Below are 24,387 nucleotides of genomic sequence, written 5' to 3'. Positions count from 1 at the left end.
TAGGAGATGAAATGTATGCCCCTAAAAAACTATGGCGTGTTAAAAGGTACAGTTATACAATCTAAAATCGGAAAAGGGAAAACACCTCATTATCAAGTTCATTTACAAGGCGAAGCAGAAGTAGATTATCGTATTGCAATTAACGTAAAGTCGCAAAGTTATCCGTCAGAAGTTTTATATTTTGCAAGCGACAATATTCGGTCAGAAGCGATTCATATTTTACCAACATTACCATTTGGTTTTACAGAAATAAAAAACAATGAACCGAAAGTAGCTTTAGACTACGTAAGAGGTAATTTATTTGATTCCAAGCAAATGATTCCTTTACCTGCTGAAAAAGCAGGAGTGGATAATGATTTAAATGAAAAAATAGAACGTTATATAAAACAAGCAATAGAAGAAAAAGCAATTATTTACGCATTCGGTGAAAGATGGGGACCAGAAGAAAATACACCCGATTCTTACTTTCATTTCGAACCAGGAAACGGGATACATGATATTCACATGAATCAAGGGAATGTAGAAAAATGGAAAGGTGATAATGGTATATGGCAAGACGGAGGAATACTCATTCACTTTGAAAAGGAAGAAAAATGGATCGGTATATTCCTTGCCTTCCAGTCACAGTCATGGTGTACCGATGAAGAGGGACATGCTCGTGTGCCGGTTGAGCATTGTGATTATAAGAGGAATAATTGAGAAGAAGAGGGCGTTCAAAAAGAACGCCCTCCTCTTATTTTATAAAACCCAAAACTAACAAGTGTAGAAATACAAGAGAACAGCAGTGCTACACTAGAAAACGCAATGAGGTACATATTATACTTCATCACTTTTCCAATTAGTTGGTTGCTATCATACTGAAACAATCCCGCTATGATGTTGAATAAAAATAACACGATAAACATGACGATAACACCGTCTATTGATCCTTGAATATCTGGTTTGCTTAAAGCGATATGTGCAGAAATACAAATGGCGATAAATAAAAATAGCCAAAAGGAAGGATTCAATACATTATTTATTGTAAATAAACTTTTCAATAATACGAACGTCGACAAGAGCATGTTTTGAACCATTTCTACATTAATAGAAGTAGAAGTGATTGTTTTTTCGAGAGTTGTATGAAATAAAAAATATGAATTTGGTACGAAATAGCGCATTAAAAGGATTAGTGCGGTAATACCAGAAATAATAGGCCCGATGCCGATAAAGAAGTTTCCAATTCGTTGATATACACTTTTATGATTGTATTGATGTTGTACGTAGCCTAAAGCGCCCTGGCTTGTATCTGTTGGGAAAAACTGCGTTGCTACAATTTTATGACGAAATAGTACGCACATAATGGCATGTCCAAGTTCATGAATAGGAACACCAATCCAAGCAGTCAAAAGGAATCCTTTTCTTCCAAATGCTCTCGACCAATACATCCGTGTTAGTGATTCTAAATAGCCTAATAGAAATCCGATTACAATGATAACGCCAATTAAAGAAAATAATTGGATTACGCTTGTAAGGAGTATTTGAAAAATTGAGTTTACCAATTCCATTGCCAGTCATCCAATCTGTTAGAAACATTATTTATCCGACTTTAATGGGCAGTAATACCCCCACCTCAAAATTCAGCGAAAGCAAAGAAGTTAGGTAGGGGATCAACTGCCCATAAAAGTCCGATTGGTTCAACTAATAATCAGTGGGGGATGAAGAAAACCCCCACTGATTAAAGTTTCACTTTATTCTGTTTCATAATAGCATTTTTTTTCAAGATTGCTAGCACATATATTTTCTTTCGGAAGGAGGATTTCAGAATCTTTTTCTTGTAGTCATGTTTTATGTACAAAGTCATATATTGAATTTGTAACACCCTATACGGTATCTGCTTAAGGGGGGAATGCGAGAATGAAATGTCTGGTGTGTCATACAGAAAATAGAGCAGAGGCAAAGTTTTGCGGGAATTGTGGACATTCGTTAACGGAGGAAGCCGTAGCGAGTGAAGGTGAGCAACAGGAACGCGTAGCTTTAGCAAAGAAAACTCGAACAAATGAAACGGTAGAGCAAGCGATGCGATTTGCGAGTGGATATTTTCAGTTTTTTAAACATGCTTTCAAAGCACCGACAGCGATTATGAAAAGCGGCAAGATTGAAGTACGAAATGGAATTGTAAGTCTTGTTCTTATTTGTTTTTTAGGAGCATGTATTTTTTATAGAATGATGAGCACAGCAGCTGCTGTTACGAGAACATTTGCACCAGATATAACGACTCCTAATTTCTTTTGGGACTCTGTAACGGTCTTTTTATTTTTACTAATTTTAACTTTATTTGTCGGATTTATTATTTTTGTAAGTGGAAAGATGATGAAATCTTCATTTTCATTTCTTGAAGTATTCGGTGTGTGGGGAACGATAGCGACGCCAGCTATTGCTATATTAGTTCTTTCTTTTCTGTTTAGCTTTTTATTAATCTTTTTCTTACCAATCTTATTAGGGCTGGCTACAACGTATATGTCAATTAGCATAATTGTCGCTATAGTAAAGCTAGATAACGGCGGATTAGACCCTATTTATACACTTCTTATCGCAAATGTTTTAATTGGAATTGCAACATTCATTGTATTATGGTCTTACATTAGCACGATAATTCAAACCTTTACACAGGGATTCACTGGCTTCTAACGAAAAGGTGGATGAATGTATGTACAAAGTGTGGCACTCATTTTGAAGACGGTGTTCAATTTTGTCAAAACCTCAGTATGTATATAATGGCTTCATCTTTCCTGATAGTGATATCCGAAAATTAACGAGTGGGGACTTAACATACTTATCGAAAGAACAATTGAAAATAGAGAGAAACGAAATATACGCAAGGCATGGACATATTTTTCAAAGCAGTCTTGGTATAGAGAAAACAAGTATTATAAAGGAAAGCTAACGGATATTGAATCTTATAATGTTGAACTCATTAAATCAAGAGAATAAACACGATAAAAAGGTACAGTGCATAACTGTACCTTTTTATCGTTATTTATCTGAACCAGGATCCCTTGAGAAAAAGATGTGAAAGAGAAATGTGACTTTACTGGATCCTCCTGATGTACTAGCTTGTATATGTGATAAAGGACCAGACGTTAGGGCTGCCTCGGAATGGGGTGGGACGACTATTTTGAGCGCATGATCTGATTCTGGTGAAGCAATAACAGTAATTGTATCATCAGAGAAGTTTATAATTTTAACAGAACCGACTGGAAAGATGGACTTGCCAGCATGTGATGCTGAAGCGAATTGGGTAGCTTTCCAAATATCTTGCGCAAATGTATCATCGTTAGATAACCAAGCACGAGCGCTATATATTGTTGCATTAATGGAAAATTCTTGGTCAAGTGAGACGGCGGGTTTCGGTTCTTTTGGTTCTTGCGGTTCATCTGGAAGCTGGGCGAGAAGGCCGGCGCACATGTATGTTTCACCTACTTTCAATTGTTACTGTTATAGCATATTAAACATGTTGTTTATAAGACACGACGGTTACCTATTCAGGCATAGGTTTGTGCACCAAATTTGAAGATGAAATTCTCTTTCTTTACAATGGAAGTAGGTGTTATTTCTATAAAATATGGAAAACGTAAAGAGTATGTAAAAAAGAAGGAGTGGTAAAGTGAACTATGTCATTATTGGCGGAGATGCAGCTGGTATGAGTGCAGCGATGCAAATTGTTAGAAACGGTAAAAATGCAAATGTTGTAACGTTAGAAAAAGGTGAAATTTATTCGTACGCGCAGTGTGGGTTACCATATGTCATTAGTGGTGCTATCGCTTCAACGGAAAAGTTAATCGCGCGTAATGTAAAGACGTTTCGTGATAAATACGGGATTGATGCGAAAGTACGACATGAAGTAACGAAAGTAGATACGGAAAAGAAAATGGTATACGCAGAGCATACGAAGACGAAAGATGTCTTTGAATTTTCGTATGATCGTTTATTAATTGCGACCGGAGTACGTCCTGTTATGCCAGAATGGGAAGGGCGAGATTTACAAGGCGTTCATCTTTTAAAAACAATTCCGGATGCTGAGCGCATATTAAAAACGCTAGAAACGAATAAAGTTGAAGATGTAACCATTATTGGCGGCGGTGCAATTGGGCTGGAAATGGCAGAAACATTCGTCGAACTCGGTAAGAAAGTAAGAATGATTGAGAGAAATGATCATATCGGTACAATTTACGATGCAGATATGGCGGAATATATACATAAAGAAGCAGATAAACATCATATTGAAATTTTAACGAATGAAAATGTAAAAGCGTTTAAAGGGAATGAACGAGTAGAAGCAGTTGAAACGGATAAAGGTACGTATAAAGCGGATCTTGTTCTAGTATCTGTCGGAGTGAAGCCGAATACTGATTTTCTTGAAGGAACGAATATACGTACAAATCATAAAGGGGCAATCGAGGTAAATGCATATATGCAAACGAATGTGCAAGACGTATATGCAGCTGGTGATTGTGCGACACATTATCACGTTATAAAAGAAATTCATGATCATATTCCAATTGGAACAACTGCAAATAAACAAGGGCGACTTGCTGGACTGAATATGCTGGATAAACGAAGAGCTTTTAAAGGAACGTTGGGTACAGGCATTATTAAATTTATGAATTTGACGCTCGCAAGAACAGGCTTAAATGAAAAGGAAGCAAAAGGATTACATATCCCGTATAAAACAGTCAAAGTAGATTCGACAAATATGGCGGGCTATTATCCAAATGCGAAACCACTTTACTTGAAATTACTATACCGTTCTGACACGAAACAATTATTAGGCGGACAAGTAATTGGAGAAGAAGGTGTAGATAAACGGATTGATGTGATCGCAATGGCACCCTTCAATAAAATGAGCATTCACGATTTAGAAGATGTCGACTTAAGTTATGCACCACCATATAACAGCGTTTGGGATCCAATTCAGCAAGCGGCAAGACGAGCGGAATAGCACTTTTTAAGTGCTATTTTTTTCGTTAAAGGGTAATCATCATTTTTGTCGAATGAAGAGGGTTGGGAAATAGTTACATATAGGGAAGGGGGATCATTAAAAATGTTTATAACACTTCAAGCAGTTCAAGAATCAGAAAAAGAGATATTACGTAATTTGTACGCACTATATCTACATGACCTCTCTAAGTTCACACCTAATATAACGATTGGAGCAAATGGATTTTTTGAATACGAAGATTTACATATGTTCTGGGAAAATGATGGAATCACTCCGTATTTTATTAAAAGTGATAATGAGATTGTAGGATTTTTATTACTACTGGAACGCCCGTTTTTGAAGAAGGAAAACGATTTTGGTATAAATGACATTTTCATATTGAATCAGTACAAAGGAAAAGGAATCGGTAAACAAGTTATTGAGAGTTTGCTAAAAGAGAAACGAGGACAATATTTCGTTATCGAACTTGTGAAAAATGTACCAGCCGTTTCTTTTTGGAAGAAAGTATATAGGGAACTAAACATCGAATTTGATGAGAAAATACAGTTAATCGATGAGGAAGAATGTCTCGTGCGAACGTTTAAAATATAATGAAATGGATTCTACTTGTATATTACTTTGAAATTTAACTTTATTTTGAATATACCGTTCACCCTTGAAAACATAGTACGTATCGCTTATATTGTCATATAGTATTTATTTTTTAACAAAGCAATGAACGAACCAGGGGGCACAGTATGGCAATTAACATGAAAACAATCGAAGAATGGATTGCTGAATCAAACGCAAGACAGGAAGAAGACTTTGGACACGTTATTGAAGAGATGAAAGAAGTATGCGTTGGACTTGATAACGCGACATTAATTTATACGAAAAACGTATTTTGTTTCGGTAAGAAAGTAGAAGTATTTTTCTTCTTCCAAGACCATGTCGTGATCGGACAAGAAAAAGACGAATATGTTGAAATTGAAAAATTAAAGTATGATGCTATTACACATAGTAACTTAAAAACAAACGATAAAAATACAACGTTAGAATTAAAGTTTGCTAATGGACAATCTATCAATTTAGATAGTTTAAATGATAACTACGGTACGAAAAACTGGTTATTTGCGAGACAAATAAAGAGCATTTTCAAATTAATCTAGTAAAAAAAGCAGACCTCAAAGGGTCTGTTTTTTTACTTGGTCCCTATTACACAAAGGCATCCTCTTTCTTCATAACATTTCACGCTTGTAAATCCTGTTTTATAAAATAGGTTTACTAATTCTTCATTCGTTTTGCATTTCTCCATATGATATTGAATTTTGAAAGTTTCAGCCACTAATAAAAAGGATCCTTTCGGTTGCAAGACGCGAAATACTTCTTTTATATCTTGTTCCACATCAGGCAGAAGTAGTGTGTTTGAAAAGCGGTAATGAGATCGAAGAAGTTCGTATGATAGGGAATAGAAGAAACGCTTGCTTGTTGAACAATGACTTTTTGTTTTTGAACATCTTTTATATTCGTCTGTATCGAATTTTTTACAGCTTGATAGGAGTAATCAATCCCGTATATTTTTCCAAGTGGAGTTCGTTTTGAAAGAGTGTGTATCGTTTTACCGCCGCCACAACCGATATCTAATATAATTGCCTCATTCTTTATATATACTTTTTGTAATGCCCAATTGGTTAGTCTCGTATGTGCACTGTTCATAATACAAAGCATGGAAGAACCAATTGTCCCCCGAGGATTTTTTGCTTGCTGGATTAATCGTTGTAAAATGCTCAAGTTAAACTCTCCTTTTATGTAAGAATATATACTCACTTCTCTTTTTATTAAGTAAGTCCTTTAAAAAAAGCACGCCGATGAGCGGCGTGCTTCTAAATACGCAAATCCCCTTTTAACCAATTCCGCGCTCGATACGCTCCAACAGGAATTTGAATAAGTGACGTTTCATTCCCAGCATCTATTCCGTACAACTGATCACATGAATTTGTATTAAAACTAAGTAAAGGATGCCCGCCCATCCCCATTGCGGTCGCTGCAAAAACGAGTTTGTGAACGAGTATACCTGCCTCCATTTGATGAATACGGTACCCTCTATAGCCTAATGCATTTGTATAGTAATCTTTCTTTCCGACTACATGTAAGCAAAGTGGTACTTGAAAAAGGTTTACGTTATCCATCGTCATACTAGATTGAAGGGGATAACGAAGGTCCCCATATCGAAGTGATTGTATGGAATGTGTTTTACTGTTATAAGTGTAAGCGCCGTTTTCTATATCTTTTACGTTATAGAAACATCCATATAATGAGACGCGCACATTTTCATTTACATACGTACCATCAATGTCGTTGTAATAAGGGAAGGAGAGGCTCGCTTCTTGTAGTAAAGTAGCGAGCTCGGCTGCATCCCATTTTGTAAAAATAAAGTCAGCATCAGGGGAATACCGTTTTCGGCAAAGTTGTAAGAAATCATAAGATAAACGCTCTACTTTCGGCAGTTGTACAGCATGCGCATGATGTTGATAGTGCTCTTCATGAGCTAGTGTTTGGAACTGTGCTGTCGATTCGATCATAGAAGCTTCATTTATTTTTGTTATCATCGGATACTCATTTACATGCTTTGAGCGAACGAAATGTTCATGTGCTAAAGGCGGAATTTGTTGTAATAGCTCATGAGAAGTAATTGTTTTATGTTCACGGTAATCATTGTGAAACCAATTAGATTGCGGTTCTGTACTGAAAGGAACGACAGCATACACACTTTCTTCGCCTTCTGACAGTCCGAGTAAATGATTGATTGCACGGTCTAGAAACTGAAAATATACACCATTTGTGTAACCAAATTGTTTGGCACATTCCAGTAAATGGCCGATGAGAACACCGCTATCTAACCCTTGAAGCCGATACGAAAAGTTATTGTATTTAAAGTAGTTTTTCCCAAACATAGTGGATACGAATGCAGCACCAAAACAAGATTGTATGTTACAACGATTGCCGAGTGCTTCTGTAAGGTAAGAATCGAAATTTCCTTCGCGAAGTAAAATAAGTCGGTGATGCGCGGCGTCGTAATGGTAAATGCCGTCTGGATAATCGTCAATTTTTAAATATATATACAATTCATTTGGATACAAAGCGCCGCCGGAAGGGATAGATCTTCGAAATAAAATTTTCTCGCTATTTAGCTGACATAACTGGGTTAAACCAAATGAACACCAAAGGTAATGACCAATCTCTTTCAAAGTAGGTGTAGTAGAAGAGTTAGGTAAAGATAATGGGATTTCTAAAGAGAGAGGGATAATAGGTAAGTTTCGATATAATTTATAAGGAAGCGGTGCATCTTCCCAGTCTATTTCATGATTTGGCATAATTTCATCGATAGAGAAATGGAGATGATGTAAAAAAGTATCTAGTTGCATGAAATCCCCTCCTTTACTATGGAAACGGGTGCGGATGTGGATTTAATTGTTCAGTCGTTAAAGGTTCGTCTGTATATCCAAGTGTCATCGGTACGGTATACACTCGATCTAGCCCTGTAAGTCGAGTGAGATGGTGACCGAACGTCATCGGTAGCATGCCTGGAATAATGACTTTTACACAATGCAATCCGTTTTTTTCTATAAGAGGTACTGTTTGATTTACAACGATTACGTCAAGTCCGGTTTGCTGCAGGCGGTTTACAAGTTGATTAAGATCGGATGTTAAATCCAGATCAACTGATTGTAATCCGTTCATTTCTTGGAACGATTGCACCGGAGCATCGTCACGTAAAAGGAAGTGAAGACGTTCTTCTGCTTCTTTCAATCCGTACAGCATACTATGGTCTTCCATTTTATTTACGAGATAAGGGTCTTGTAAGCAATTTTCGTAGTGCTCTCTTTTTTGTTCGAGTTCATCGTCTGTTATAAGTAACATGCCTGCTATTTCATGGATGGCACTCTTTAAAGCACGGACTGGGTCCAAATGAGAGCCTCCAGCACAAACAACGTTCATTCCATTTTCACGCGTATTTTTCGCGATTACCCATAAGCTTGGGATGCCGTGTTCCATCGTTGCGTTAAAAGCATGTAATTCATAACCGGTAATCGTGTACAGCCGCTGAATCATTAATTGTAATTCCGTATCATTTGCTGAACTAAGATCAAGGCGGGGAAGAGGTAATTCGGCATACCAAGTGAGCAAAAAGGCGTCACGCTCTACAACTTCTAAAATACCGTGAAAAATTGCTTCTTCTAAACTACCACCAATAGCACATCCATTTGATGTTTCATATACGTAAGCATCTCGATGACCGAGGCTATAATAAGCGATTGATTCAGGAACTAAAATTGGACGGTTTTGTGACAATGAATATCCCCATACCCAGTTTTGTTCATAGTCAGGGTCAAACGGTTTAAATGGAAAACCATCACGATTATAGTGTTCATTTGTATGTACACCGAGCGTAAGGGGATTTAGTGCATGATCCTCTACATCATGAAAACTAGCATGCACATTTGTCTTTTTCCCTCGAGGTGACATACCACAATATCGCTCTAAACCTTCTAAAATAGCAGTTGCTTCACTTATTGCAAATGAAAGAGTTCGGCCTGCAACCCCTTCATTTCCAAACATTAATGGCATGTTTATAATAACGTCAGCAAATGGTAATAAAGAATGCTGCATTTTTCCGTTCAACATACCGACTCGGTAATCTAAATAGTCCTTCGTTAAAAATGTGTTTAGTTCATGAATGGAACGACAGCGATATGTTGCATCACTTGTTTTTAAGCTCGGTTGTAATGAAATCGCTGCTGCATCTGCCGTGTCATCAGGCAAATTACTACATACAGGACAGAGCGGATCTGGAAGAAAAGAATGCCGCGTACATTGCAGTGTTTGTAAGTTTAGTAAAATGAGTTCATTTTCTAAAGAAGAATGAGTATGAGTTAATATTTTCTCTGTTTCTGCGCAAATAAGATGGCACATTTGCAGAATGCCATTTTGGGTGGCACGTACATCACGCCTTGTTACGTTTTCTTCTTTTACCGCATATTTTCGTTGTAGCTCCCACATCTCTTTTTGATCAAATCCAGCGATAAAGCGTCGTCCATCGGCACAATGAGTACATCCTGCTGCAAGAGGATGAATATAAGGACCGATAATACCTTCACCAAATGAAGTAAAACCACGTAGCCACGGAATATGATTTGAACGGAAAATTAGCTCAGCGTCATGATGAATAGTAGAAGGAGAGCCGTCGTGTAATACGAGAGCGAGATCGATATTTTCAGGGAGTTCGTCTGCAATTGTATGTTGGCGAATGATGGAATATTGTTTGCATAATCGATCATGTACATAGTCTGCAAGAATGCCATCCCCTATAAGTAATATATTTTGAGTCATAGACCGTCCTCCTTTGCAATTAATACCCCGTACACACCATCTAAGTTTTCTTTCAAAAATGATTCAATCGCTAAATCAAACACGAATGGATAAAAATGATGTTCTTCTAAATGTTGCAGGGCAAGCTGTACAGATTGCGTACTTGGAATTTCTTCTTCTGCTTGTATTTCTAACCTAAAAGAATCCGTGTCATATAAAATAATAGAGGATTCCGGCAAGATATTAGCTCTGTAAGGAGTTTCTTCATTTTGAATATGAAGAAGCGATAGTTGTAGTGCGTTTCGTAACGCTAACGTCATATTAATATTAGATGCACCGTACCATCGATCATGTATACCAACCCAAACGACTGGAAAGCTGAGAATCTCTTCACCCATTGCGATTTTAGGTGTTTCATGAATGGTAGCGAGGGCATCGTAATAATATCTACAATGTTTATCATGAATGTCCGTTAAGTCGACCGTCGTAATTTCTTCTAGCATATGTGATTGTCGTTCATACAATTTGTGATTTAAATGTTGTTGTAGTGCCCGGTATACACCCTCTGTCATCGTTTCTCCAGCGCCAATACCGATATCGTTATGTTCAGGGATAAGGCGGTGCATAATTTCTGTTACATAGGTTTCAATTCCTGTTAAACCAGCTTCTCGGCGCGCTTCGTTATGAGTCAAACCAGCGCAAGTCATAAGAGGAAGGAGGGAAGTTGGACCATCTGATAGCGGTGTAGCTACTTGAATATTGCATTGTGATAATGGTAATTGATATAAATCTTGTTCATCCCATACATGGAATATACCAGTTTCTTTAGAAGTTAATGAATCGAAAAAGCGGAATAAATCAGTTGAGGTATGTTGGTTAGACCGATGCTCAAGTTGTTCAGAAAGGTTTTCTATCGTATCAATTGTAAAACTTTCATCAGTGGCGAGAGGATGTTTTATAAAAGGATGCCATGCTCCTTCGAGTGTTTCATAATTTAATAAAAAGAATTGAGGTTCTTTTTCTCGGTAAGAATCATTAGCAACGTGCTTAAATAATTCAAAAACGATTATATTTGCTAGCATTGCAGATGTAATTGGTGAAAATGAAGCTGATGAATATTCATTTTGTAAAGTTGTTTCATGTAGCCGATGCCATGCGGATTCCCAGCATTCTTCACGATTAGCCATTACGACAGGACCAGCTATACCAAGTGTTGATAAACAAACGGCTGGTATGAAGTTCTTTCCTACTTCCTTGCAAATCGTGTGAGCTGCTCTTAGTCCTTCGATATCTCCATTTTGCGAAACGTATAAAATCCAGTCGAAAGGCTCGAACACTTCATGCAGGGGACGATCAATTGTTGTATCTATTTCTTGAACAAGTACAGCATCATCTACTTCATGCGCAAGTTCTACTAGCTCATGAATACGGTCGTAATTCGTTTCTTCATAATCTGTCACAAGGTAATGAAAGGTAGGTAATCCGGATTCTAATAAAGAAGAAACTAAGGAAGTAAGCATATCTCCAGAGCCGATTATAAGTACATTTGCATTGCGGTACGTTTCGAATTTTAAAGCGCCTGAATGAGAATCTGCTTCTAGAAATTCAATTTGCGAAGCATATCTATCAAGTAATGCACTGTTTAATTCATGAGGTGCATCTTGACTTACATCACGGACAAACCCATTTGTATATAAAATCTCTCCAATTTCAAATACACGATTTTGATAGGGGAGAGGGAGACCATCCGTTATTTCTGCTAAAGAATAATTACCGTTAAACATTGGCATTAATTTTTCAATCCAGTTATAAATTCCGTCACCGTCCATACGAAATGAACTGGCGTTATTTCGAAAATAGACACCCCCGTTTGAGTCGGGGAGGAAGAAAGTATCTTTATTTGCTTTTAGTTTTGCATGTGCTGGAAGGTTACTCATTTTAATCCTCCTTACTTTTTAGGCATACATTATTAACTTATGTCATACGATTTGTCCCGTATGAATGCAATAAAAAAAGCTGTAGAATGATATATTCTACAGCTTGTAATAGATTATAAATCTATCAACCTTCTAATAATAATGATTTTGGATCTTCAAGCATATCTTTAACAGCAACAAGGAAGCTAACTGCTTCTTTACCATCAACAATACGGTGATCGTAAGATAAAGCGATGTACATCATTGGGCGGTTTTCCATACGTTCGTTATCGATTGCAACTGGACGTACTTGGATTTTGTGCATTCCTAAAATACCAACTTGTGGGCTGTTTAGGATCGGTGTTGACATTAGAGAACCGAACACACCACCGTTTGTAATTGTAAATGTACCACCTTGTAGTTCTTTTAGTGAAAGTTTGTTATCACGTGCTTTTTTACCTAATTCACGAATTTCGCTTTCGATTTCAGCGAAGTTTAATTGGTTCGCATCGCGTACAACTGGAACAACTAATCCATCTGGAGCTGCTACTGCAATACCGATATCATAGAATTTTTTAATGATAAGCTCGTCGCCTTGAATTTCAGCATTTAATAATGGGAATTGTTTTAATGCTGCAACAACTGCTTTTGTGAAGAATGACATGAAACCAAGACGTACATCATGTTTTTTCTCGAAAGCATCTTTACGCTCTTTACGTAATTCCATGATTGCAGTCATATCAACTTCGTTAAATGTTGTTAACATTGCAGATGTTTGTTGAACTTCTACAAGACGTTTTGCAATTGTTTGACGGCGGCGGGACATTTTCACGCGCTCAACTGGTTTTTCGAATTCAGTTTTTGCAACTGGAGCAGGAGCTGGACTTTTTGGAGCAGCTGGTGCTTCTTTTGGTGCTGCAGCATGAGCTTGTACATCGTGTGGTCTCACACGGCCAAGTGGATCTGTGCTACGTACGTCGTTTAAGTCGATTCCTAATTCACGAGCCATTTTTCTAGCAGCTGGTGATGCGATAGGACGGTTTGTATTTGGTAAACCTTGTAAAGTTGCAGTTTGTTCAGCACTTGGTGCCGCAGCTTTTGGTGCTTCAGCTGTTTCTTGTTTTGGTTGCTCAGCCAACGGTGCAGGCGTACTTACTGCAACTGGTGCTCCGTTTGCATCTAAAATTGCGATAGTTGCGCCAACTTCAACTGTATCCCCAGGTTCGCCTAGTAACTTCGATACAATACCTGAATCTTCTGCAATGATTTCTACATTGACTTTATCAGTTTCAAGCTCAACAACGCTGCCACCTTTCTCAACTTTGTCGCCTACGTTGATAAGCCATTGTGAGATAGTTCCTTCAGTAATAGATTCTGCAAGCTCAGGTACTTTAATTTCGATCATTTTAAATGTCCTCCCCTTATTTGCCTAACGGTGTGTTTTTTCTTCTTTTGTCTTCGGTAATCTCCATTTGTTAGCCTGACCTTGGGCAGAATATCTGCCCAAGGAACAAGCTAGAAATCTTCATTGTTACTTTTTAGTTGCTGAAAACTTCAATTTCTAGTTTATCTTGACGGAAGTTATACTTCACGTCTAAAGCGTGTGAAACAATTAGTTCTTGCTCAGCTTTGTGAGCGAATGGATCGCCGCCAGATGGGCTAGAGCGATCTGGGCGTCCAATATAACCTGTTTTCACTTTATCTCCAGCTAGTTCGAACAGAATTGGAGCCATGTAATGCCATGCGCCCATATTACGAGGCTCTTCTTGAACCCAAATAATTTCTTCTAAGTTTTTAAAGCGTTTAATAATAGATTGAACTTTCTCAGCAGGGAATGGGTACAACTGTTCAATACGAACGATATGAATTTCATCTAAGTTGTACTCATGCTTACCAGACTCGATTTCTGCTGCTAAGTCAATCGCCATTTTACCTGTACTTAAAACAAGACGTTTTACTTTGTTTGGTTTCATGCCAAGGTTTTCTTGTTCTAAAGCAGGTTGGAAACGTCCTTCGCTTAACTGACTAGCAGTTGAAAGCGTAAGTGGGTGACGTAATAAACTTTTCGGCGTCATCAATACTAATGGTCGAACAGCTTCTGTTCCTAAGATAGATGCTTGACGACGCAGGATATGGAAATATTGTGCCGCGCTCGTTAAGTTTGCAACTGTCCAGTTGTTCTCAGCAGCTAACTGTAAGAAACGTTCAGGACGCGCACTAGAGTGCTCTGGCCCTTGACCTTCATAACCGTGTGGTAATAGAAGAACTAAACCAGATTTTTGACCCCATTTTGCTCTTCCAGCTGAAACATATTGATCAAATAATGCTTGCGCAGTATTTGAGAAGTCACCATATTGCGCTTCCCACATAACAAGCGTTTCTGGAGCGAATACGTTATAACCATACTCGTAACCAACAACAGCAGCTTCTGATAATGGACTGTTATGAACAGAGAATGAAGCGTTGATGTTTGGTAAGCGATGTAATGGTGAATATGTTTCATTTGTATCCGTATCGTGTAATACGATGTGACGATGCGCGAATGTACCACGCTGTGAATCTTGACCAGTTAAACGAATTGGTGTACCTTCTTGTAAAATAGAAGCAAATGCTAATGATTCAGCAAGTGCCCATTCAATTTTACCGTTCTCTTCAAGAGCGTCTTTACGGCGCTCAAGAATTTTCTTCACTTTCGGATATACGTTAAAGCCTTCTGGCCAAGATAGCAGACCTTCATTAATTGCACGAAGTGAATCAAGCTCAACACCAGTATCAATTGACTGAATGCCCTTTGCAACGACATCTGGCACTTTAACGTGAATTGTTGCATCGCTCGTATCAGCTGGCGGTACTTGTGCATAGTCAGATTTTAATTGCTCTTGCGTAAACTGTGTAATTGTTTCAATTTCATCTGCATTTAGAACACCAGCAGCTTGTAATTGATCTGCATAAATTGCTCTTACAGTTGGGTGATTTTTAATCTTTTTGTACACTTGTGGTTGTGTAACTGCTGGATCATCCATTTCGTTATGACCGTAGCGGCGGTAACCAATTAAATCGATTAAGAAATCTTTTTTGAACAACATGCGATATTGAATCGCAAGATTAGCAGCAGCAAGACAAGCTTCCGGATCATCAGCATTGACGTGAACAATCGGAATATCGAAACCTTTTGCAAGGTCACTTGAATATTTCGTAGAACGAGAATCATAGCTATCAGTCGTAAAACCAACTGCATTGTTTGCGATAACATGAATTGTTCCGCCTGTTTGATATGCATTCAATCTGCTTAAGTTGAGTGTCTCAGATACAATACCTTGACCAGGGAATGCAGCATCACCGTGAACTAAAATTACGAATGATTTTGAAGTATCTTGTTCTGGAAGACCAGATTTTTTACGATTTTCTTGAGCCGCACGTGCGAAACCTTCTACAACAGGATTCACGAACTCAAGGTGACTTGGGTTATTTGCTAATGTAACGCGAGTACTAACTTCTTCGTTACTAACGACTTGTTCTCTACCTAAATGGTATTTTACGTCGCCAGTCCAACCAGAGTTTGCTACTGCGCCTTCTATTTTTGCATGTTTGAACTCAGCAAACATGTGACTATATGGTTTTTCTAATACGTGTGCAAGTACGCTTAGGCGACCGCGGTGAGCCATACCAATCATGACATCTTCTACGCCGTTTTTAGCACCTTCTAGCACAATTTCATCTAGAACGGGTACAAGCATATCAACGCCCTCGATAGAGAAACGCTTTTGCCCAACGAATGTTTTATGCAAGAATTGCTCGAAACCTTCAACAGCTGTTAAACGTTTTAAAAGAGCAGTTCGTTTTTGATTTGATAGTGGTTGACGCAATGAATTTGATTCCACCATTTGATGCAACCACGCGCGTTCTTCACTATCTTGTATATGAGAAAATTCATAAGCTAAAGTTTGTGTATACACTTCTTTTAATCTATGAATTACATCAAGTGCAGTGTGAATACCTTCTGGTGCATCTTGCCATACTGTTTTTGCTGGAATCGCTTTCAAATCAGCGTCGCTCAGTTCGTTCATTGCTTTCTCAAGAAGAGATTGTCCATTTGCAGCATCTTCCATCGGATTGATGTGAGCCAACGTATGCCCGAAAGAACGAATCTGTTCAACAAGCTGAACGACTTTAAGAATTTTTTCAATGTTCCCTGTGTTTTGAGGAGAAAAATGTGTTGCTGTGTTGTCCCCTGTTACGACATCATCTTGAAACGAAGGAGCTCCAAAAATTTCAAAAAGCTCTTGTAATTCCGGATCAACAGAACCTGCTCCAGTTACGTAAAGATCATACTGTTCAATAACATAACCAAGGTTCGGACCGTGGAACTTGGCCCAAGGGTTTGTCGTTGTATTCTTCCTCGTCATTTGTTTAAACCTCCCAATGCATATAATCCTTTTTCCATACAAAAAGGTGCATTTTGCTCTTTTCAATAATTGATGAATCAATAATCAATGTAAATGTTTTTCTTTACTCTTATGTTATTACAATAATTTACATAATACCAAACACTATTACTTATCTGTTTTGTAAAAAAACATTCACAATAACTTATCACCCAAGTTAATCTTTCATGTTATAAAGTAATTTTACAGAAAAATAGGGTGGATATATTTGGTATACCTATACAAATAACTAAAATTGTTGCATGTAAATATAAGTATAATAGTTAGAATGTTTCGATAAAAATAAGTTCGAATTATGTATATTGAAATAATAAGCGCTTTCATTGATATTATACAACAATATAACGGAATATAGTATAAAAAATAAAAAATTATGAATTTATCGTAAACTTTATTTAGATAGTGTTAAATATTGAAAGGAAAGTGAAGGATTTCTACAAAAAAAGTTGCTAAACATAAAAAATGCTTTATAAACAGTTAGTTTCTATAAATATGACGAAAAACACCGTAAAACCAATAACACATTTCGCCGAATAAAGGGATAAATGAAATATTTTAAAAGGATAAAACAAATATGGAGATATTAAATTTTAAAAAAAGAGAGGAGGAGATATAGTAACTGTTAGTTACAGTGTTCCGTATTTTGTTTCAAAATAGACGTGCTGAAATTAAAAAGTTTCTTCTATATAAATAGAACGAAAAATAAACAAAACAGATGTAAAGGAAACTTGACGTAAAGCTCCCTTTACGTATATACTCGTTATAAGGAAGGAGGGAGAAATTTCCTTGGAAAATAAAATGGTCGAATACCGAAAAAAATTTGGACTATCTCAAGAAAAATTGGCTGAGAAACTTGGCGTTTCCAGACAAACCATCATTTCAATTGAAAAGGGAAAATACGATCCGTCACTTCCGTTAGCATTTGAAATCGCGAAAACATTTCAGACAACGATAGAACATGTATTTATTTATGAAGGAAAAGAAGGGGAGGAATAAAGATGAACTATTCACAAAAGTACTTCGTTATCATGGGAATTATTTTTCTATTCATGAGTGGATTTATGATCCTAACAGGAATAATGACGCATTCTGCACCACCAACTCCAACTTATACAGTGCTTGCGATGATGATCATGTGCTTTTGCTTAAGCTACTTACATCCGCAATTTAAAGAAAAAGACGAGCGGATGAAATTAATTCGTTATAAAGGCATGTTCTTCAGCTTTTTTGCATTAACAGCGTATTATCTTCTTTTCTCTATTGGCTTAAACTTAAATGTTATTACACTATCTGCAGTTGAACTACTGAACATACTTATGGCACTCACGATGAGTACCGTCTTTATCTCGTTTGTTGTTTTGGCAAAAAGATATTAAGATGGAAGAGAGAAAGGAAGATTAACATATGCAAATGATGTATGCTTTTGGCATTGGACTTGTATTATTTTTAGCCGTATTCTTATTTATTCGTAAAGACGTGCAAGGTGGGACGTTAACGAAACGAGGCTTTTATAAAATGATCGGCTGTTTAGTTGTTATGTTTATAGCGATTATCGTCATGATCGTTTTAATAAATCGGTCACTATAGAATATAAAAATGGAACCTTACAGCAGTAAGGTTTTTCTCTTTTTTTGTAAAATCCGAAAATTCCTACTAAATCCATTTACTGTATATAATGGATATTATATAATTTAATAAAATGATAGATAGGGAGAAGAGTATATGAATAAAAAAACTATCTTCTTTTTATTAACATGCCTACTACTTATAGCTAGTATTACTTATATAATATGTAACAAACGAGAACAAGTGCCACCTATGTTAGTATGGGAGGGGCAAGAATACTACATAACAAATGAACCGGCTAAAGCAGAAGAAGTGGGGCAAAGGCTAGGAGAAATAACAAAGAAAATTGAAACAAGTGAAAAACCTATTAAAAATAGTGAATCCAACATATTAAGCGAAAAAACAGAAGTATTCACAATGATAGAAGAAGAGGGGAATCCTCACTCACCCTTAATCATAAAGGAGCTTTATAGTGACGAGTATAGAGTAGTAAGGCCGATGCTAAAGGTACTATAAAATAAAAAGGAGATCTATATGCAAACAGTAACTTCATATCCATGGTCATTAAGAAAAATGTTTGTTTTTTTCCTTTGCTTCATCCTTCCACCAATCGGCGCTATTTATATTTTGAGGAATAGAGAAGCACTACAAAAGAGAGACTTCATTTTATATGTATTATTTGCTGCTATTAATATATCGCTTTGGTTATCGCTTATGATTTTTGATCGGAGTATGTGGATGGTAGCGGGGCATTATGTGCTTGGGATGATTGTTGTGTTTTTAGTTGTGTATAAGAAATAATATACAAGGAAACTAAACTTCTTAAGGACAGGCTTTGAAGAGTAATTTTCTAATATATACTATAAGTTATATAAATGGGGAAAGTAATATGAAAATAGCTGAATATTTTTATATAGGAAAGGTAGAGAGAGAGTTACAAAAGAAAATTGAGGGTTTAATAATTGAGTGTAAATTAGATGTATCAAGTATAGGGATAGAGCATATGGAAGTAAATGATTTGAAAATGATGAATGCGTATATTAAATCCAAGTTAGAAGTAATGAAGCCTACTCCACATTTCAATACTGTGGTAACATTTGCTGTTGCGATTATAACAATAATGCTAACAACAGTTTTGACAATAAATGCAAAAGATAATGCTCCTTTTGTAGTAATAATGTGTAGTGGGATATTTACAGTTATATTTTTTTTATTTTGGTTTTTAGAAAAGAGGTTTAAAAAGATTATAGAATCAGGTCATTACCTTTTAAATCTATTAGATATATATATTGAAGAAAAAGAAAAAGAAAAAGAAAAAGAAGAAAAGCGTATAGATAAAATTTAAAGTATAAAGAAGTTAAAGATGGAAAAGGGTAATTAGTAATACTTAAAAAGAAATGAATCATTTATCTCTTGAGTAATTTATGCTTACATTTAAGGAAGAATACTTGTATAGTGGAGCGGGGTACATATAGAATTTTAAGAACGTCCGGTTTTCACTAGAAAAATAGCGATAAATGTATGTAAATACATGTTCTAAGATCAATACGAAGATATTAAAGTGTTCCAAAGCTACCGCCCTTGGACAGAATGGTTTTACGATGTTGCGTGGGATGTTACTTGGATGGTGTTAGATAGTAAGGAGCAGAAAATGTGGCTCATTTGTGCTACGGATACGGATTGATAGAGGAGGGCCTTGTAGGAATGCTGCAAGGCCCTTTATCTTTTGGGAATTAATAGAAAACGAATCATATAAATGATATACTAAAAAATGTTTGTAATGTCAGTTTCATACTATTATATAATGCTGACTTACTAGAAAAGATAAGAGGAGAATGAGCGTGCAAAAGATAAAGAAATTATTGCTATTAATGATGGTAGTGGGATTAACAGCAGGTGTTTTAGCAGGGTGTGCAAATCCGAAAGATACTACAGAAGAATTTTTAACAGCGATACAAAAAGGTGATGTAGAAAAGGCTCGTACATTTGTTGAGAGTGACAAGGAATTTAATAAGCTAAATGAAAAAACAGATGATGCTGAGGCAAAAGAAATGCTAAGTGCAATTACAAAGAACTTTAAATTTGAAAAGATAGAAGAAGTATCGAAAAAGGATGACAAAGCAGAAGTGAAAGTGAAAATTACATCTGCTGATCTATCCGTTGCTGTAACAAAAGCAGTGGGAGAAGTTATGCCAATGGCCTTCGCTAGCGCATTTAGTGAAGACAAAGAACAATCTGAAAAAGCAATCGAAAAAACAATGACCTCAACTATCATCAAAAACTTAACGGATAAAGATGCAGCAATGGCAACTCGCGAAGTTAGATTGAACTTAAAGAAAGACAAAGATGGCGACTATAAAATCGTTGCTGACGATAACTTAAAAGAAGTATTGTTTGCAAATGCGAAGTCTTTGGAGAAGATCTTTGGTGGGAAGTAATTGAATTAGATAAAAAAGAGACACTATATCACGTAGAAGGTTGATATAGTGTCTCTTTTTTATATGACCCCGGAGAGGCTCGAACTCACGACCTCCACCCTGTCAAGGTGGCGCTCTCCCTGCTGAGCTACGGGATCTTCAAAAATACTTATGTAATAGCATCTTTACTCATTATGTTAAAGCAATTATATACAATTAACTGAAATTTTACAATATTTTTATAGTCATCTTTTGAAAGGAAAGAATTTGGGATCAAGTTAGTAGTGTATTAAGGAATATATAAGTAGAGAATGTAATGAAAAGAGGGTTTGAATAAAGCGGTTATATTATTTTTTTCGATACCAATCTAAAGGCCCCTCATCACTTAAATGAACAAGAAAAGGGAATAAGAAGTGTAAAGGTAAGCTTATAAGTTCTGGCATAGCGTTTATTGTTTTCTTTGATAGGTATTGCCTTCCGAAACAATACGGACAATCTTTTTCAAATGTTACGAGTATCGACCATACATCTTTTACTTTCCATTTCGTTTTACAATACGTACAGTGCGCCATGAAGTTCCTCCTCGGTTTTCGATATTTTCTAATATATTCCATTTCATTGTAATAAAGTCAAGTGTATTTCGTGTGATAAAATGTGAGTTTTTTATAAAAAGATAATAAAGCTATTAAATTTCATCACACGAAACAAGCATACCCCCGTCCTAATTCCAGACCGGGAGTATGCTTGCTTAATTTTCAATATAGTGTACTGCATTGTACTCAACATATAACAATAAAGCTAAGGTTTATTCAATGATCATGCCCGATTGGTGAGGGTTAATTATATGTCCGGCGTTTACACATTGCCCAAATAACTTCGCGTTAAGTTTGGGAGAATAATTTTTCCATTCTTACTGTATTTGTCGAATAACTCTGATAGGAGAAGAACAAAGCTTTTATACTCTTCGTCATTTTCTTTCGGAGCATAGGACGCTGATAAATTCCTTCCTAAAAAGCCTTCATAATCAAAAAGTAAATCATTTTGATATTCTTTAAACTCGTATTTTCCATCTTTAAAAAAGCTGTTAAACATTTCTGGAGTTTCATCTATTCCACCGCTAAAGCCTTTAAAGGTTGGACAGGTTTTCTGGCAAATTTCTGCGTTCTCTTGAATAAGTGGACTAGTTACATCTCTACTATTCCAAACAAGTGCAACATGTGCTTTTTGTTTCAAAATTCGTTGGCATTCGATTTTGAAAGCTTCTTTATCAAACCAATGAAATGCTTGAGCAACAGTCACTAAATCTACACTATTTTCTTTTAAAGTGGTATTTTCAGCAGTTGCTTTTATAGATTGAAAACGAGGATATTGGTTTAACGATTGTTCTGCCATTTTTCTCATGTCATCATTTGGCTCCACTCCAATAACATGTAAACCACTTTCAAGCAGCTGGCGGCTAAATATCCCCGTACCTGAACCAATATCGGCCACAATTTGATTCTCATTTAGTTCGTTAGCCGAAAGCAAATAATCAATATATTCATTAGGATAACTAGGGCGATATTTCGCATATATATCGGCCTTGTCAGTAAAATTTTCTGTTGTTTTCACCGTACTACCTTCTTTCCAGCAATATTATGTATAGACATAGGAACCAAATAGTAATTTCCGCATCAGTCTCTAAGTCTACAACGTAAAAGTTCATCTAAAAGGAGCTGCCTTAGTGCTCTTATTCAAATTATACTATTTTGCGTGATATCTTCCAAAAGACCATAATTTTTATTCATCTAAATGGTCTAATTGTTGAATACTATGACCATTTGTATATCGTAAGAGGTTTATGTAGGATAAGAGATTTCTACGTTTAATATCCAAATTGGCCAATATATCCTTTTTACAATTTACTGAAAATCATGTATAACAGAGATACAAGATTATTTTATAATTATTCAGAAGTAGAGGGAGAATTATTGTAATGGTAAGGAAGACGTTCAAGATGCGCGTATCTAGAAATAGAACGATTTCAATTAATGGCTCAATTCTTGATGTGGATGTTACACATGATGAGTTTTTGCAAGAGTTTGTTGAGTGGGTCGATTCTAAAGGTTGGTCGTTTATGGGGATGACAGATGAGATTACACCTGAGGAAGCTAGTCAAAATTTAATAGATTCATTAATTGATGAGAAGGATAAGAAAGAATAATTCTTTCTTATTTTTTATTGTATATTTATGTTCTTCATCGTAAAAGTATGATATAGTAAAAAACAGTGAATGTTCTTCCAATTTAATACAAATTACATATAGATTGGTAGATTCAATTTTTAAACTGTGAGAGTATAGTGAAAAGGGAGAGTCATATGGTAAATTTAAAGAAAATTTTGGCTTTTGTTACCGTTATTTGTTTATTTTTTTTGACACCTATGACGTTACGTGCTGAGACGAATATTGGAGTGAATCCAGAACAAGTGGCGCCACCACCTAAGGAAGGACCAAATGTTTTTAGTCAGTTTGCAACTACGATTGATGCGAAAACTGGAGATGTTTTGTATGATAAAAACGCACATCATCGCGCATTTCCGGCTAGTATGACGAAAGTACTAACGGCGATTTTACTTATGGAGCATACGAAGCCAGAGGATCAATTTACGTTTTCACAATTAGCATTAGATCAAGAGAAGAGTAATTATCAAATTGAGTTTCAACCTGGTGAGACGATTAATAGAAATACTGCACTTATGATTTTAATGGTGCTGAGTGCAAATGATGTGTCGTATGCGATTGCGGAGCGTATTGGCGGAAGTGTTGAGAATTTCGCTAATATGATGAATGAGAGAGCGAAACAATTAGGCGCTACCGATAGTCATTTTGTCACACCGAATGGATTGCATGATCCGAACCATTATACTACGCCATTTGATATGGCTATGATTACGAGAGGTGTGCAAAAGTACCCTGAGATTTTACAAGCGATGAACACGAAAAGAACGACAGTTACTACATCTAGACAGACGGTGTCTATTTTTAATAAATCTACTTATTTTGAAAATCCATATAGTATTGGCGGTAAGACGGGTTTTACAAATGAAGCACGCAATACGCTCGTTTTATTAAATGAGAAGGATGGAAATCGTATTATAAATGTAGTAATGGCTTCTCAAAGACCTGAAATTTATGAAGACTTGAAGCAGATGGCGGACTATTCTTTTGGTCAATTTGTGAAGCAAACTGTACTCGATAAACATAGTTGGCACCAAAAGACAACGTATTTAAATAAAGATATTGATAGCGAACTTGAACAAAGTGCAGAACTGATGCTCAAGAAAGATGAAGGGAAAAATGTGAAGACGACGTTCAGGGCGGCTTCATTAGATAAAGATTCTTTATATCATAAAGGAATTCATCGTGGTGAGGTTGTTGGGGCAGTTGATATTACGAAGAATAATCAAACAATTGCGACGGTAAATGTTCTTTCTAAAGAAGATGTTACTTTTGCGATGCCTAAAAAAGATACGGTCGAGCCTGAAGTAAACGAATCAAATGTGAAAATAATAAGTATTGGGATAGGTGCTGCCCTATTATTTGGCGCTATTTTATTTGTAGTACTACGTAGAAATACAAAAGGAATAAAGTCAGAAGAGAAATAAATACTAGTTTAAAGGGCTGTGAAGGGAATTTGTCACAGTCTTTTTTTTTATATTAAAAATAACTAATA

The 24,387-nt window shown here is 36.3% G+C and carries 23 protein-coding genes, 1 tRNA gene and 3 pseudogenes; 16 read left to right on the top strand and 11 right to left on the bottom strand.

Annotated elements, in window-relative coordinates:
* The first annotated feature begins 15 nt into the window (after positions 1-15).
* A complete protein-coding gene (locus PDQ33_RS01785) occupies positions 16-699 on the top strand; it encodes a DUF2278 family protein (protein WP_001128586.1) in 684 nt (227 codons plus the stop codon).
* 14 nt (positions 700-713) lie between these two features.
* On the opposite strand, the gene PDQ33_RS01780 is transcribed toward PDQ33_RS01785, so the two are convergent.
* Entirely contained in the window at positions 714-1,547 is an 834-nt protein-coding gene (locus PDQ33_RS01780) for a hypothetical protein (protein WP_000424508.1), read from the bottom strand.
* Positions 1,548-1,896: 349 nt separating this feature from the next.
* Here PDQ33_RS01780 and PDQ33_RS01775 point away from each other — a divergent pair, with 349 nt between their 5' ends.
* Both PDQ33_RS01775 and PDQ33_RS01770 read left to right on the top strand, forming a co-directional pair.
* Complete coding sequence (locus PDQ33_RS01775; protein WP_270754495.1) at positions 1,897-2,670, top strand: zinc ribbon domain-containing protein; 774 nt, start codon at positions 1,897-1,899, stop codon at positions 2,668-2,670.
* Between the two features lie 76 nt (positions 2,671-2,746).
* Positions 2,747-2,973 (top strand): annotated as a pseudogene (locus PDQ33_RS01770) (YARHG domain-containing protein); the annotation flags it as partial.
* Between the two features lie 42 nt (positions 2,974-3,015).
* Here the strand turns inward: PDQ33_RS01770 and PDQ33_RS01765 are convergent.
* Entirely contained in the window at positions 3,016-3,447 is a 432-nt protein-coding gene (locus PDQ33_RS01765) for a hypothetical protein (protein WP_000332405.1), read from the bottom strand.
* Positions 3,448-3,646: 199 nt separating this feature from the next.
* Between PDQ33_RS01765 and PDQ33_RS01760 the strand changes: the two genes are divergently transcribed.
* The 3 genes from PDQ33_RS01760 to PDQ33_RS01750 all read left to right on the top strand — a co-directional run bounded on the left by PDQ33_RS01760 (position 3,647) and on the right by PDQ33_RS01750 (position 6,129).
* Positions 3,647-4,981: an FAD-dependent oxidoreductase gene (locus tag PDQ33_RS01760; protein ID WP_270754497.1), complete on the top strand. Its 1,335-nt coding sequence runs from the start codon at positions 3,647-3,649 to the stop codon at positions 4,979-4,981.
* Positions 4,982-5,083: 102 nt separating this feature from the next.
* Positions 5,084-5,572 (top strand): GNAT family N-acetyltransferase, encoded by a 489-nt coding sequence (locus PDQ33_RS01755; protein WP_061131561.1) that lies wholly within the window; start codon positions 5,084-5,086, stop codon positions 5,570-5,572.
* A gap of 146 nt (positions 5,573-5,718) precedes the next feature.
* The gene (locus PDQ33_RS01750) at positions 5,719-6,129 is read left to right on the top strand and encodes a DUF3908 family protein (protein WP_000996789.1); all 411 of its coding nucleotides are present in this window, start codon (positions 5,719-5,721) and stop codon (positions 6,127-6,129) included.
* 32 nt (positions 6,130-6,161) lie between these two features.
* Here the strand turns inward: PDQ33_RS01750 and PDQ33_RS01745 are convergent.
* The 6 genes and pseudogenes from PDQ33_RS01745 to odhA all read right to left on the bottom strand — a co-directional run bounded on the left by PDQ33_RS01745 (position 6,162) and on the right by odhA (position 16,652).
* Positions 6,162-6,751: pseudogene (locus tag PDQ33_RS01745) on the bottom strand (class I SAM-dependent methyltransferase).
* Positions 6,752-6,843: 92 nt separating this feature from the next.
* Positions 6,844-8,385 carry a SagB family peptide dehydrogenase gene (locus PDQ33_RS01740; protein ID WP_270754498.1) on the bottom strand — a complete coding sequence of 514 codons (1,542 nt, stop codon included), beginning with the start codon at positions 8,383-8,385 and terminating at the stop codon, positions 6,844-6,846.
* 16 nt (positions 8,386-8,401) lie between these two features.
* Positions 8,402-10,351 (bottom strand): TOMM precursor leader peptide-binding protein, encoded by a 1,950-nt coding sequence (locus PDQ33_RS01735; protein ID WP_061131564.1) that lies wholly within the window; start codon positions 10,349-10,351, stop codon positions 8,402-8,404.
* Positions 10,348-12,267: a putative thiazole-containing bacteriocin maturation protein gene (locus tag PDQ33_RS01730; RefSeq protein ID WP_061131565.1), complete on the bottom strand. Its 1,920-nt coding sequence runs from the start codon at positions 12,265-12,267 to the stop codon at positions 10,348-10,350. The genes PDQ33_RS01735 and PDQ33_RS01730 overlap by 4 nt, the downstream gene beginning before the upstream one ends.
* Before the next feature lie 124 nt (positions 12,268-12,391).
* Entirely contained in the window at positions 12,392-13,651 is a 1,260-nt protein-coding gene (gene odhB, locus PDQ33_RS01725; RefSeq protein ID WP_000569915.1) for a 2-oxoglutarate dehydrogenase complex dihydrolipoyllysine-residue succinyltransferase, read from the bottom strand.
* A gap of 133 nt (positions 13,652-13,784) precedes the next feature.
* Positions 13,785-16,652, bottom strand: a complete 2,868-nt coding sequence (odhA, locus tag PDQ33_RS01720) for a 2-oxoglutarate dehydrogenase E1 component (RefSeq protein WP_000197153.1) — start codon at positions 16,650-16,652, stop codon at positions 13,785-13,787.
* 825 nt (positions 16,653-17,477) lie between these two features.
* Between odhA and PDQ33_RS01715 the strand changes: the two genes are divergently transcribed.
* The 8 genes and pseudogenes from PDQ33_RS01715 (at position 17,478) to PDQ33_RS01680 (ending at position 20,695) form a co-directional block, all read left to right on the top strand.
* Positions 17,478-17,687, top strand: coding sequence for a helix-turn-helix transcriptional regulator (locus tag PDQ33_RS01715; protein ID WP_000428510.1), 210 nt, complete (start codon positions 17,478-17,480; stop codon positions 17,685-17,687).
* 2 nt (positions 17,688-17,689) lie between these two features.
* Entirely contained in the window at positions 17,690-18,067 is a 378-nt protein-coding gene (locus PDQ33_RS01710) for a hypothetical protein (protein ID WP_001109914.1), read from the top strand.
* Between the two features lie 28 nt (positions 18,068-18,095).
* Positions 18,096-18,278: a DUF3976 domain-containing protein gene (locus tag PDQ33_RS01705; RefSeq protein ID WP_001178301.1), complete on the top strand. Its 183-nt coding sequence runs from the start codon at positions 18,096-18,098 to the stop codon at positions 18,276-18,278.
* A gap of 135 nt (positions 18,279-18,413) precedes the next feature.
* Positions 18,414-18,773 carry a hypothetical protein gene (locus PDQ33_RS01700; protein ID WP_001036555.1) on the top strand — a complete coding sequence of 120 codons (360 nt, stop codon included), beginning with the start codon at positions 18,414-18,416 and terminating at the stop codon, positions 18,771-18,773.
* A gap of 18 nt (positions 18,774-18,791) precedes the next feature.
* Positions 18,792-19,058, top strand: a complete 267-nt coding sequence (locus tag PDQ33_RS01695; protein WP_061131176.1) for a hypothetical protein — start codon at positions 18,792-18,794, stop codon at positions 19,056-19,058.
* A gap of 88 nt (positions 19,059-19,146) precedes the next feature.
* Positions 19,147-19,602, top strand: a complete 456-nt coding sequence (locus PDQ33_RS01690; RefSeq protein WP_076874054.1) for a hypothetical protein — start codon at positions 19,147-19,149, stop codon at positions 19,600-19,602.
* A gap of 165 nt (positions 19,603-19,767) precedes the next feature.
* Positions 19,768-19,941 (top strand): annotated as a pseudogene (locus PDQ33_RS01685) (DUF6183 family protein); the annotation flags it as partial.
* 157 nt (positions 19,942-20,098) lie between these two features.
* Positions 20,099-20,695 carry a DUF4878 domain-containing protein gene (locus PDQ33_RS01680; protein ID WP_061131178.1) on the top strand — a complete coding sequence of 199 codons (597 nt, stop codon included), beginning with the start codon at positions 20,099-20,101 and terminating at the stop codon, positions 20,693-20,695.
* A gap of 64 nt (positions 20,696-20,759) precedes the next feature.
* Here PDQ33_RS01680 and PDQ33_RS01675 read toward each other — a convergent pair.
* The 3 genes from PDQ33_RS01675 to PDQ33_RS01665 all read right to left on the bottom strand — a co-directional run bounded on the left by PDQ33_RS01675 (position 20,760) and on the right by PDQ33_RS01665 (position 22,285).
* A tRNA-Val gene (locus PDQ33_RS01675) sits at positions 20,760-20,832 on the bottom strand.
* A 189-nt stretch (positions 20,833-21,021) separates the two neighbouring features.
* On the bottom strand, positions 21,022-21,246 hold the full coding sequence (locus PDQ33_RS01670) for a hypothetical protein (RefSeq protein ID WP_000929648.1): 225 nt from the start codon (positions 21,244-21,246) through the stop codon (positions 21,022-21,024).
* Between the two features lie 283 nt (positions 21,247-21,529).
* Positions 21,530-22,285, bottom strand: coding sequence for a class I SAM-dependent methyltransferase (locus PDQ33_RS01665; protein WP_000858638.1), 756 nt, complete (start codon positions 22,283-22,285; stop codon positions 21,530-21,532).
* A gap of 364 nt (positions 22,286-22,649) precedes the next feature.
* Between PDQ33_RS01665 and PDQ33_RS01660 the strand changes: the two genes are divergently transcribed.
* Together PDQ33_RS01660 and PDQ33_RS01655 are read left to right on the top strand one after the other, a co-directional pair.
* Positions 22,650-22,877, top strand: a complete 228-nt coding sequence (locus tag PDQ33_RS01660) for a hypothetical protein (protein ID WP_000251865.1) — start codon at positions 22,650-22,652, stop codon at positions 22,875-22,877.
* Positions 22,878-23,032: 155 nt separating this feature from the next.
* Complete coding sequence (locus PDQ33_RS01655) at positions 23,033-24,319, top strand: D-alanyl-D-alanine carboxypeptidase family protein (RefSeq protein ID WP_061131179.1); 1,287 nt, start codon at positions 23,033-23,035, stop codon at positions 24,317-24,319.
* Positions 24,320-24,387 lie beyond the last annotated feature (68 nt).

Origin of the sequence: Bacillus cereus group sp. Bc031 (assembly GCF_027716265.1) — a bacterium.
GTDB lineage: Bacteria > Bacillota > Bacilli > Bacillales > Bacillaceae_G > Bacillus_A > Bacillus_A paranthracis.
The sequence above is the reverse complement of the archived record's forward strand: the minus strand, read 5'-3'. Positions and strand labels throughout refer to the sequence as shown.